Below are 11,188 nucleotides of genomic sequence, written 5' to 3' on the forward strand. Positions count from 1 at the left end.
CCCGGCGGATGCCCTTTCGGCCCCAACATGCCGTCCGGAACAGGGCCGAACGGCCCCGTGACACACCGGACATCACCGTGCCGGCCGCCCGGACACGGGACCCGGGGGCCGTCCGGCCGTCGGCAGGGACCGATGGCCCATGTCCACGAGGTGTGCCCGTACGGACAGTTGACGCGGGCTCTCCGCTCCGCGGGCACGCCGTCCACGGTTCCGGTGCGAGCCCGGTATCCCGCACACGTGTGAAGGGGAAGGGACGGACGACATGGTCCAGACGCGGACGACAGAGAACGAGGGGCCGACGGGGCCTGCCGTACCCGGCCGTGCGTGGCTGATGCTGGCCCTCGCCACCGCCGGCTTCGCCGTGAACTTCTGGGCCTGGGCCCTGCTGAGCCCGCTCGGCCCCCGGTTCAAGGACAGCCTGGGGCTCAGCTCCTTCCAGCAGTCGCTGCTCGTGGCCGTACCCGTCGTGGTCGGCTCGCTGGGGCGCGTCCCGGTGGGTGCCCTGACCGACCGGTTCGGGGGACGCGTGATGTTCCCGCTCGTCTCGGCGGCCACCGTCCTTCCGGTGCTCCACCTGGGCCTGGTGGGCCACTCGTCGCTCGGCGCACTGCTGGTCGGCGGATTCTTCCTCGGTGTCGGCGGCACCGCGTTCGCCGTGGGAGTGCCCTTCGTCGGCGCCTGGTTCCCGCCCGAGCGGCGAGGGCTCGCCATCGGGGTCTTCGGCATGGGCATGGGCGGCACCGCGATCAGCGCCCTGACCACGGTGAAGCTGGTCGACGCCTATGGGATGGCCGACCCGTTCCTGCTCACCGCCGCCGTACTGGTGGCCTACGCGGTCCTGGCCGCGCTGCTCCTGCGCGACGCCCCCGGACGCACCGTGCCCACCGAGCCGCTCGCCCGACGGCTGGCCGACACCCTTCGCCTCGGCATCACCTGGCAGGCGTCCGCCCTGTACGCCGTGGCCTTCGGCGGCTATGTCGCCTTCTCCGTCTACCTGCCCACCTACCTCAAGACCGGCTACGGCCTCACCCAGGCCGACGCCGCCAACCGGATGGCCGGCTTCGTGCTCCTCGCGGTGGCGATGCGGCCCATCGGCGGATGGCTGTCGGACTGCCTCGGACCGGTACGGGTCCTGGCCGTGGCGCTCGGCGCGGTCCTCGCCGGAGCCACCGTCCAGGCGCTCACCCCGGCCCTCGCGCCCGTGGGCACGATCGCCTTCCTGACCATGGCCGCCGCGCTGGGCGCGGGCAGCGGAGCGGTGTTCGCCCTGGTGGCCCTCATGGCACCCGCGAACAAGGTCGGCTCGGTCACCGGGGTCGTCGGCGCCGCGGGCGGCCTCGGCGGATTCGTACCGCCGCTGGTGATGGGCTCGCTGTACGGCGCCTACGGCTCGTACGCCGCCGGTCTCGTCCTGCTGGGGCTCGTCGCCGCGGCGGCCCTGACCTTCACCGAGACCGGCGTCCGGCACGCCCTGACCCGCGGCACGGCCACGGCCCGGTCCCACTGACCGGCGCGCGACCGATCGCACCCGCCCCCGTCGTCCCGCACGACTGACGCCCTACCCGGGGTCGCCGTGCCCTGGCTGGGTTGGGCCCGCGGGCCGTGCGAGCATGACCTGCTGCTCAGAGACTCGCCGCGTGATCCGGGACGTAGGTCCGCAGATCGCGCGGCGGGCGCTCGTAGCCGGTCGACGGCGGGCGCTCCGGCAGTTCGAGCACCGGGGGCGGGACCTCGTGGTAGCGCACGGAGTCCAGCAGATGGGCGATCATGTTCAGCCGGGCCCGGCGCTTGTCGTCGCTCTCCACGACGTACCACGGCGCCTCGGAGATGTCGGTGTGCACCATCATCTCGTCCTTGGCGCGCGAGTACGCCTCCCAGCGGGCCAGCGACTCCAGGTCCATCGGCGACAGCTTCCAGCGCCGCAGCGGGTCCTCCAGACGGCGCCGGAAGCGTTCCTGCTGTTCGGTGTCGCTCACCGAGAACCAGTACTTGCGCAGCAGGACCCCGTCCTCGATCAGCATCCGCTCGAAAAGGGGGCACTGACGGAGGAAGAGCTGGTACTCCTCCTCGGTGCAGAAGCCCATGACGTGCTCGACACCGGCCCGGTTGTACCAGGACCGGTCGAACAGCACGATCTCGCCGGCGGCCGGCAGCTGCTCCACGTACCGCTGGAAGTACCACTGGGTGCGTTCGCGCTCCGTCGGCTTGGGGAGCGCCGCGATCCGGGCGACGCGGGGGTTCAGGTGCTCGGCGACGCGCTTGATGGTGCCGCCCTTGCCCGCCGCGTCCCGCCCTTCGAAGATCACGACCAGCCGGGCGCCCTCGGCCCGCACCCACTCCTGGAGTTTCACCAACTCCGTCTGCAGACGCAGCAGTTCCTTCTCGTACGCCGCGCGCGGCACCTTCGTCGCCTTCTTGCCGGCCATGCCGCCTCCACCACCCGACAACCTCCGTCGATGGGTTCCGGAGGCACCCATGACCAAGGTCGAACACCAGAACGTCACCGTACTTTCCGACGAGGAACCACGCACCCTGGATGTACCGCTCGGTCCCGTGCGGCGCGGCAGTCGCCGGAACGCGCTGTCGTCCACGCCGGATCGTGAAGCGGGTCGTCCCGTCGTGAAGGAGGGCACATGGCCATCGGGTCCCTGGAACCGCTCGCTCCCGTTCTGCGGGAGATCCGGGCGGTCGTGTTCGACACCGACGGAGTGATCACCGACTCGGCGCGGGTGCACGCCGCGGCCTGGAAGACCGCCTTCGACGCCTTCCTGCGCGACCACCCGCCCGATGATCCCCGGCAGGGGCGTCCCTTCGACGCCCGAGACGACTATCTGCGTTTCGTGGACGGCAGGTCGCGCCTCGACGGTGCCGCCGCCTTCCTCGCGTCGCGTGGCATCGAGCCGGCGGCCCGGACGGTACGCGCCGTGGCGGCGGACAAGGAAAGGCTGTTCACCCGACGGCTCGGCGAAGAGGGCGTCGACGCCTACCCGGGGACGGTACGGCTGGTCCGTGCCGTGCGGGCGGCGCGCGTCCCCGTCGCGGCCGTGTCCGCCTCCCGGCACGCCCGTGAGCTGCTGACCGGTGCCGGGGTCGTGGATCTCTTCGACGTCCTGGTCGACGGGGGAGAGGCGGCCCGGCTGGGCCTGGCCGGCAAGCCGTGTCCCGACCTGTTCCTGGAGGCGGCTCGCCGTCTCGGCGTTCCCCCGGACCGTGCGGCGGTCGTCGAGGACGCCGTGCCGGGAGTCGAGGCGGGCCGGCGCGGCGGCTTCCTCCTGGTCGTCGGAGTGGACCGCGCCCAGGGGCCGTCCACCGGTGAGCGACTGCTCCGGCACGGCGCCGACATCGTGGTCGGCGACCTCGGGGAACTCCTCGACGACGGGCGTCGGCGCTGAGAAGGGCAGTCGGGGAACGGCGGTCACATGGGCCGGGCAGGTGCTGTCCCCGGGCCGACCTGGACCACCTCGGGGGCGGAGGGGCCGTTCCGGTAGGGGCCGCCACGAGCGGGCCGTGGGGGCGTGCCGCCGGGTGGGCCGTGAGGGGGCGCGAGCTGCTGAGCGGGCCATGGGGGGCGAGCCGCCGGGTGAGCCCCCTTGCCCCCTCCGGCACCGGGCCGGGGCCGAGTGGCCCATGCGCGGTGCGGTGGGGAGAGCCAAGCTGGAGCTGCGGGGCCATCCCGGCACCGCACCCGCCTCCGGGCGTACCGGCCCGTATGTGAGCCACCGGTCCACGGACCCGGCGGAGACGAAGAAAGGCAGGGATCGTCATGAAGGGCTTGGTCTTCCACGGCCCCGGACAGTCGTCCTGGCAGGAGGTGCCCGACCCGGGGATCAAGGACCCCACCGACGCGATCGTCCGCGTCGTCACGGTCACGATCTGCGGGACGGACCTGCACATCCTCGAGGGCGACGTGCCCGAGGTACGCCCGGGCACGGTCCTCGGGCACGAGGCCGTCGGCGAGGTCGTCGAGGTCGGCAGCGACGTACGGACCGTACGCCCGGGCGACCGGGTGCTCGTCTCCTGCATCACCGCCTGCGGCCGCTGCCGCTACTGCCGGGAGGGGGCCTACGGCCAGTGCCGGGGCGGCGGAGGCTGGATTCTCGGCCATCTGATCGACGGAACCCAGGCCGAGTACGTCCGCGTCCCGTACGCCGATCTCTCCGTCCACCCGCTGCCGAGCGGCCTGGACGCCGAGGACGCGGTGCTGCTCGCGGACATCTTCCCCACCTCCTACGAGGTGGGCGTGGTCAACGGGCGCGTCCGCCCCGGCGACACCGTCGCCATCGTCGGCGCCGGCCCCATCGGCCTCGCGGCCGTCGCCACCGCCAGGCTGTTCTCGCCCGAGCGGATCGTCGCCGTGGACCTGGCCCCGTCCCGGCTGGAGGCCGCCCGGCACCTCGGGGCGGACGCCGTGGCCGATGCCCGGGAGACTCCGGAGCAACTGGTCGCCGACCTCACCGACGGGCTCGGCGCGGACGTCGTGATCGAGGCCGTCGGCGTACCGGAGAGCTTCGAACTCTGCACCCGCATGGTGCGCCCCGGCGGACACGTGGCCAACGTCGGCGTGCACGGCAAACCGGCGACGCTGCACCTCGAAGACCTGTGGATCAAGAACGTGACCATCACCACGGGCCTGGTGGACACCCACTCCACACCCACCCTGCTGCGCATGGCGGCCGCCGGAAGGCTGCCCACCTCGTCCCTGGTCACGCACACCTTCCCGCTGGACGAGATGGAGGAGGCGTACGACGTCTTCTCCCGCGCGGCCGACACCGGCGCGCTCAAGGTCGTGCTCGGCGGGCCCCGGCACGATGTCGTCGCCGTTCCGGCGGCCTGACGCGATAGGCGGCGAAGTGATCGTTTCGCTGGCCCGGGTGCGGCGAGGCCCCGGGTGCGGCGGGGCCTCGGGTCCGACGACGGGTGTCGGCCGACGCGGTCCGCGTCGGATGCCGGTCCCGCGTTGTTCCTTGCGTCCTGCGCGTCCTGCGCGTCCTGCGCGTCCCGAGTGTCCCGTGCGTCCCGAATGTCCCGGCCGTCGTCAGGCGTCCGCGTCGACGGCCGTGAGGCGGATGCCCGTGACCAGGTCCGGGCGGATACGGACCGCGTGGTCCATGGTCCCGCTCACCCAGGGACGCAGCATCGCCCGATAGCGGGCCAGCTCCTCGGGGTCGGTGACCGGGCGGGCGTAGCCGGTGACGACCACACTCCAGCCGAGGTGGGTGTCGGGGTCGATGGAGTCGGCCTCGTAGGCCACCACGACGCCCTGGTCGTCCGCCTCCTGGGCATGTGCGGTCAGCGCGGTGGCCTCATGGGTGCGGATGACGATGTGGCCGGCGTCCAGCACATGGTTGACGGGGCGGACGGTCGGCAGCGCGTGCCGGGTGAAGACGATCCGCCCGAGGGACACACTGCCGAGCAGCCGCAGGGCCTCGTCGGTGTCGAGGTCGACCGACCGCCGGGGCTCGGCGGGTCCGTTGGGGTTGCTGATCGGCATCGTGATCTTTCGGGCGGGTAGGGGTGCCGGGTGCTGGCGGGTGCTGCCGGGTGCTTGCCGGGGGCTGGCTCGGGCGCCTCCATGGAACGGTGGCCGTCCCGGGCCGCGGTAGGGCCGTTCGGCCCCGGTCGTCCATGAGAGCGGCCCTGGGTGCGCCGGCACGGCGTCATGACCACCATGCACGGCCGCACCGACGACCGGGCCCTCCCGGGGAGCGTGTCCCCCGTCTGCCGCCATGCCCGTGTGGAACGCGACTCGGTGGCTCTAGGCTCGACAGAACGATGGGACGCCCACGGGGCTTAGCGCGGCCCCGCCGCCGAGGCGGGCCCCCGGTGGAGCCCGACGTGCCGGAGGACCGGATGCGCGACTGGATCTGGGAGTACCAGGGCTACGACCCGGAGCGGGAGGGGCTTCGGGAAGCGCTGTGCACCCTCGGCAACGGATACTTCGCGACCCGTGGCGCGCTGCCCGAGTGCGGCGCCGACTCCGTGCACTACCCGGGCACCTACGCGGCCGGCTGCTACAACCGGCTCGCCTCCGAGGTGGCGGGCCACCGGGTCGAGAACGAGGACATGGTCAACCTGCCCAACTGGCTGCCGCTGCGCTTCCGCCCCACCGGCGGGGAGTGGCTGTCCCCGGACCGCCACCGGCTTCTCGACCACCGTCTGGGCCTGGACCCGTGGACCGGCCTCCTGGAGCGCCGCTCCACGTATGCCGACGGCACCGGCCGCCGGCTGAGGGTGCGGCAGCTGCGGCTGGTGCACATGGCGGAGCCCCATCTCGCCGCGCTGCGCACGGAGTTCACCGCCGAGGACTTCTCGGGCGAACTGGAGGTGGAGGCCGCGCTGGACGGCCGGGTGCGCAACACCGGAGTGGCGCGCTACCGGGATCTGGAAGCCAGGCACCTCGTACACGTCCACACCGGCTCGACGGACGCCGACACGGTGTGGCTGCGCTGCCGCACCAGCGCCTCGGACATCCGCATCGGCATGGCGTCACGGACCGTCGGCGCCACCGGGGAGAAACCCGAGGCCCACCACGAGGGGCGGCGCGCGGTCCAGAGGCTCCGCCTCGCGCTCGTGCCCGGCCGTACCGTCACCGTGGACAAGACAGTCGCCCTGTTCACCTCCCGCGACCCGGCGATCGACGATCCGCTGCGGGCCGCCGTGGACCGGGTCGGCCACGCCCCCGGCTTCGAGGCGCTGCGGGAGTCCCACCTCACCGCGTGGGACCTGCTGTGGCGCCGGGCCGACCTGGAGGTGCCCGGCGAGGCCGGCCGCGTCCTGCGGCTGCATCTGTTCCATGTCCTGCAGACGCTCTCCCCGCACACCGCCGACCTGGATGTCGGCGTCCCCGCGCGCGGGCTGCACGGCGAGGCCTACCGCGGACACGTCTTCTGGGACGAACTGTTCGTCCTGCCCTATCTGAACCTGCACTTCCCCGAGGTCTCCCGGGCGCTGCTGACCTACCGTCACCGCCGTTTGGACAGGGCCCGGGCCGCCGCCCGGGATGTCGGGCGGACCGGGGCCATGTACCCCTGGCAGAGCGCGAGCGACGGGCGTGAGGAGACCCAGCGGCTGCACCTCAACCCGCGCTCCGGGCGCTGGCTGCCCGACCACTCGCACCTCCAGCACCACGTGGGATCGGCCATCGCCTGCAACGTGTGGCGGTACTACGAGGCCAGTGGCGACGCCGAGTTCCTGCACACCAAGGGCGCCGAGATGCTGCTGCAGATCGCCCGTTTCTGGGCGGATTCGGCGACCTGGGACGAGAGCCTCGGCCACTACCGCATCCGTGGTGTGGTCGGACCCGACGAGTACCACGACGCCTATCCCGGGGCCGACCGGCCGGGACTCGACGACAACGCCTACACCAACGTCACCGCCGCCTGGGTTCTCACCCGCGCGTGTGAACTGCTTCGGACGCTCCCGTGGCCGCGCCGCCGCGAACTCGCCGACCGCACCGGCTTCGACGGCGGCGAACTCGAACTCTGGGAGGACGTCTCCCGCTCCCTCCACGTGCCGTTCCACGACGGCGTCATCAGCCAGTTCGAGGGGTACGGCGAACTCGCCGAACTCGACTGGGCGGCGTACACGGCGAAGTACGGCGACATCCGGCGGCTGGACCGGCTCCTGGAGGCCGAGGGCGACACCGTCAACCGGTACAAGGCGTCCAAACAGGCCGACGCGCTGATGCTCGGCCATCTCTTCTCCCCCACCGAACTGCGCGCGCTCTTCGACCGGCTGGGATACCGGCTGGACGACGAAATCTGGCATCGCACCGTGGACTACTACCTGGCCCGTACGTCCCACGGCTCCACGCTCAGCGCCCTCGTACACGGCTGGGTACTCGCCAGGGCGCGGCGTGCCGAGGCGTGGACCTTCGTCCAGGAGGCGCTGGCCGGGGACATCGCCGACCTGCAGGGCGGCACCACCGCCGAGGGCATCCACCTGGGCGCCATGGCGGGCACCCTCGACCTCGTGCAGCGCGGTCTGACAGGACTGGAGACACGCGGCGACACCCTCAGACTCGACCCCGTGCCGATCCCCGAGCTGTCCGAGTACGGGTTCTCCATCCGCTACCGGGGCCACTGGGGCGTACGCCTGCGGCTCCGGTCCGGTCAGCTGCACATCACCGTGCCCGACTCCGACCGAGCCCCGATCGTGGTGGCCCTCGCCGACCGCGCCGTCTCCGTGGCACCGGGGGAGTCCCGCACGCTCGCCCTCTCGGACTGAACCGGGGCCATCGCGCGCCCGGCCCACTCGGGCCGGGCGCGAGGTCGTCGCGGTGGACGACTCCTTCGAGGCGGCGGAGAAGGCGGGACTCAGGTCCGGACCTCCTGACGGTCTGAACCTCCTCAGAGTTCGACCAGTACCTTGCCCCGGGTGCCCTCCCGGTTCAGATAGAGGCTTCGGTAGGCGTGCGGGATCGTGTCGAAGCCCTGGTGGACCGTCTGGTGGTAGTGGATCTCGCCGTCGCGGACCAGGCCGCCCAGCTCCCGGTGCATCTGCGCCAGCAGCGGTTCGGTGAACCATTCCTGGGCGAAGATCCCGCGGATCGTGGTGCGCGGAAACATGATGTACGGCAGCAGCCGGGGTCCGGTGAGTTCACCGTTCACCGTGGTCGCCCACTGCCAGCAGACCGCCACCCGGCTGTCCACGTTGAGCATGGTGAACACCGCGTCGGTGACGGTCCCGCCCAGGTTGTCGAAGTAGCGGTCGATGCCGTCGGGGGCGGCGAGCAGCAGTGCCTGGCGGACCTTCCCGGCGTCGTCGGCCCGGTCGTAGAGCACTACCTCGTCGAAGCCCAGCTCGCGCAGATACTCGGCCTTGCCCGGCGAACCCGTGGTGCCGATCACCCGCCCCGCGCCCGCGCGCCTGGCCAGCTGGCCCACCAGCGTGCCGATCGAGCCCGACGCGCCGCTGATCACCACGGTGTCCCCGGGCCGCACGCTCAGGAACCGGGTGAGGGTGCCCCAGGCGGTCATCCCGGGTGCTCCCATGATGCCCAGCGCGGTGGTGAGCGGCAGCCGCTCGTCGTACCAGGACGGGTCGAGCCTGCGGTAGGCGGGGAAGACCATCGGGAACGTGCCGGTCCGCCACGCCTCCTCGGCTCCGTTGTGGACGACATGGCTGCGCCAGCCGCCGAAGCCCTGCACCAGATCGCCGACCCGGAACGCGGCCTCCGGGCCCGCCTCCAGCACCTCCATGATCGAGTCGGCGCCCATGTGGTGGCCGATCGGCGTCTCCAGCGCCATCCCGTTCTGGTACGGGTCGACCGAGACATAGCGGGTGCGGAACAGCATCTCGTCGGGGCGGAGGTCGATCTCGACGTCCTCCTCCACCTTCCGGTAGATCCGGTCGACGTCCGGTACTCCGCCCAGGTGCTCGGCGACGACCCACTTCTCGATCCTCATGTCAGGGCTCCCGTCTCCATGTCCGCCGCGGTGTTGTCCTCGTCCAGGGGCCGGGTCCGCCCCCGTGGCCCGCCGACCGGGATGACCACATGGGTCGGCGGGGGCGCGCTGTGATCGATCTCGGCGGTGAACTCCACGCCGTCGTCCCGGCAGATGAACTGCATGACATGACGGCCGGCGGCGGCCGCGCGGATCAGGCCGCCGATGGTCGCCCAGACCCCGGAGAGATAGAAGTCCGACAGCCCGGGCAGCACCGGGCCGCTGCGCTTGATCTCCTCCTCCACCGTCTCCGCGCCCTCCACGAACGGGTTCCAGCCGGGGAAGGTGCCGTCGTAGACGCCGGTGTAGCGGACCTGGGTGAGCGGGGTCGACACATCGGCGATGGCCACCGCGTCCTTGAAGCCCGGGAACCGCTCGTCCAGGAAGGAGACGATGCCGTGGCGGACCCGCCGCTTGGCGGCCTGGTACTCCTTGCCGTGCTTGACCGGCAGGGTGTGCAGCTCCTGGCCGCGCCGCATCCGCGAGGACTGCTCCGGACCCTGGTGCAGCTCCCGCCAGGGGGCGATGTCCGAGAAGTACGTCGCGAACACCACGGTGGACTCGCGCGGCGCCAGCTCCGGGTAGTGGCGGGTGCGGAACTGCACGTTCATGGACGGGCAGCGAATCCCGGTCAGCTCGCTCGCCTGCCGTTCCGTCAGCAGATACGTGGTACAGGGGTCGCCCTCCGGGAAGGGCTTGCGCAGACCCAGGAAGAGGGAGACGTACCCGGGCGACAGCTGACCGGGCTCGTCGATCAGCGAGGTGTAGAGCCTGCGATAGGTGTCGTTGAGGTACTGGCCCTTGAGCAGCTTCATCACCGTGGTGTGGCCGTCGGCCGCCGAGACCACGATGTCGGCGCGGAACTCCCGGCCGTCGCTGAGCCGTACGCCCACCGCGCGGTCCCGCTCGACCAGGATCTCCTCGACCTTGGCGTTGTAGGTGATCTCACCGCCGAGCCGCCGGTAGCGCTCCTCCACCGAACGGGCCAGCCCCAGCGAACCGCCCTCGGGCACCCCGGCCGCCTGGTTGGCGTGCGAGGCCAGCTGGAAGTAGAACGGCAGCACCGGGAAGGCCGGATGCTTCTCGTAGAGGATGAAGTTGAACGCCTCGCGCAGCAGCGGATCGCGGAACCGCTGCGCGTAGTCGGTCATCAGTACGGTGATCGACTTGCGGATGGTGTTGAAGTACGGCGTGAAGGACGCCATCATCCGCCAGCGCTCCAGGCGGCCCATCAGCCCGACCGGTTTGAGGAACGGATAGACCGTCAGCGCCTTGCGGAAGGTGCGGATGCCGTCGCAGAACTCCCGGATCGGCGCGGCGTCGGCCGGGGAGAGCGAGAGCAGATGCGCCTGGAGCCGGTCCGGGTCGGAGTAGAAGTGGACCGCCCGGCCGTCCCGGGCCCGGACGATGTTGAAGACGTCGAAGTGCCGCATCTCCTTGCCCTGGAGCGCGCCCAGTTCGAGCCAGATCTGGTACATCTCGCTGCCGCCCGGACCGTTGCCGAGCAGCCAGCTGACGCACCAGTCGAAGGTGAAGTCGCTGCGGTCCCAGCCGGTGCATGAACCGCCGGGGATCTCGTGCATCTCGAAGATCCGCGTCCGATAGCCGTTCATCCGGGCGTAGCAGCCGGTGGAGAGACCGCCGAGACCGCCGCCGATGATGATCATCGACTCCCGTCGGCGGCCGTGGCCGGTTCCGGTAATCGGGGTCGGGTCTGTATGTCGTGCCAATGTCCTGGCCTT

Annotated in this window: 8 protein-coding genes; 4 read left to right on the plus strand and 4 right to left on the minus strand. The window is 71.7% G+C overall.

Annotated features, from left to right (window positions below; all coding sequences use genetic code 11):
* Positions 1–331 precede the first annotated feature (331 nt).
* Positions 332–1,507, plus strand: a complete 1,176-nt coding sequence (locus ACWD4G_RS05985) for an MFS transporter (RefSeq protein ID WP_451291151.1) — start codon at positions 332–334, stop codon at positions 1,505–1,507.
* 115 nt (positions 1,508–1,622) lie between these two features.
* On the opposite strand, the gene ppk2 is transcribed toward ACWD4G_RS05985, so the two are convergent.
* Complete coding sequence (gene ppk2, locus ACWD4G_RS05990) at positions 1,623–2,426, minus strand: polyphosphate kinase 2 (RefSeq protein WP_451290973.1); 804 nt, start codon at positions 2,424–2,426, stop codon at positions 1,623–1,625.
* 207 nt (positions 2,427–2,633) lie between these two features.
* Between ppk2 and ACWD4G_RS05995 the strand changes: the two genes are divergently transcribed.
* The gene (locus tag ACWD4G_RS05995) at positions 2,634–3,392 is read left to right on the plus strand and encodes an HAD family hydrolase (RefSeq protein ID WP_451290974.1); all 759 of its coding nucleotides are present in this window, start codon (positions 2,634–2,636) and stop codon (positions 3,390–3,392) included.
* A gap of 371 nt (positions 3,393–3,763) precedes the next feature.
* Positions 3,764–4,834, plus strand: coding sequence for a zinc-dependent alcohol dehydrogenase family protein (locus ACWD4G_RS06000; protein ID WP_451290975.1), 1,071 nt, complete (start codon positions 3,764–3,766; stop codon positions 4,832–4,834).
* 201 nt (positions 4,835–5,035) lie between these two features.
* On the opposite strand, the gene ACWD4G_RS06005 is transcribed toward ACWD4G_RS06000, so the two are convergent.
* Positions 5,036–5,491 carry a pyridoxamine 5'-phosphate oxidase family protein gene (locus tag ACWD4G_RS06005; protein WP_451290976.1) on the minus strand — a complete coding sequence of 152 codons (456 nt, stop codon included), beginning with the start codon at positions 5,489–5,491 and terminating at the stop codon, positions 5,036–5,038.
* 359 nt (positions 5,492–5,850) lie between these two features.
* On the opposite strand from ACWD4G_RS06005, the gene ACWD4G_RS06010 reads away from it, so the two are divergent.
* Positions 5,851–8,226, plus strand: coding sequence for a glycoside hydrolase family 65 protein (locus ACWD4G_RS06010; RefSeq protein WP_451291152.1), 2,376 nt, complete (start codon positions 5,851–5,853; stop codon positions 8,224–8,226).
* Positions 8,227–8,348: 122 nt separating this feature from the next.
* On the opposite strand, the gene ACWD4G_RS06015 is transcribed toward ACWD4G_RS06010, so the two are convergent.
* Entirely contained in the window at positions 8,349–9,407 is a 1,059-nt protein-coding gene (locus ACWD4G_RS06015; protein ID WP_451290977.1) for an MDR family NADP-dependent oxidoreductase, read from the minus strand.
* A complete protein-coding gene (locus ACWD4G_RS06020) occupies positions 9,404–11,113 on the minus strand; it encodes a phytoene desaturase family protein (protein WP_451290978.1) in 1,710 nt (569 codons plus the stop codon). Before ACWD4G_RS06020 ends, ACWD4G_RS06015 begins: the two co-directional genes overlap by 4 nt.
* Positions 11,114–11,188 lie beyond the last annotated feature (75 nt).

Source organism: Streptomyces sp. NPDC002643, assembly GCF_053592555.1.

Coding starts and splice junctions, on each gene's coding strand:
- ACWD4G_RS06000 (WP_451290975.1), top strand. CDS start 3,764: ATGAAGGGCTTGGTCTTCCACGGCCCCGGACAGTCGTCCTGGCAGGAG.
- ACWD4G_RS05985 (WP_451291151.1), top strand. CDS start 332: ATGCTGGCCCTCGCCACCGCCGGCTTCGCCGTGAACTTCTGGGCCTGG.
- ppk2 (WP_451290973.1), bottom strand. CDS start 2,426: ATGGCCGGCAAGAAGGCGACGAAGGTGCCGCGCGCGGCGTACGAGAAG.
- ACWD4G_RS06010 (WP_451291152.1), top strand. CDS start 5,851: ATGCGCGACTGGATCTGGGAGTACCAGGGCTACGACCCGGAGCGGGAG.
- ACWD4G_RS06015 (WP_451290977.1), bottom strand. CDS start 9,407: ATGAGGATCGAGAAGTGGGTCGTCGCCGAGCACCTGGGCGGAGTACCG.
- ACWD4G_RS06020 (WP_451290978.1), bottom strand. CDS start 11,113: ATGATCATCATCGGCGGCGGTCTCGGCGGTCTCTCCACCGGCTGCTAC.
- ACWD4G_RS05995 (WP_451290974.1), top strand. CDS start 2,634: ATGGCCATCGGGTCCCTGGAACCGCTCGCTCCCGTTCTGCGGGAGATC.
- ACWD4G_RS06005 (WP_451290976.1), bottom strand. CDS start 5,491: ATGCCGATCAGCAACCCCAACGGACCCGCCGAGCCCCGGCGGTCGGTC.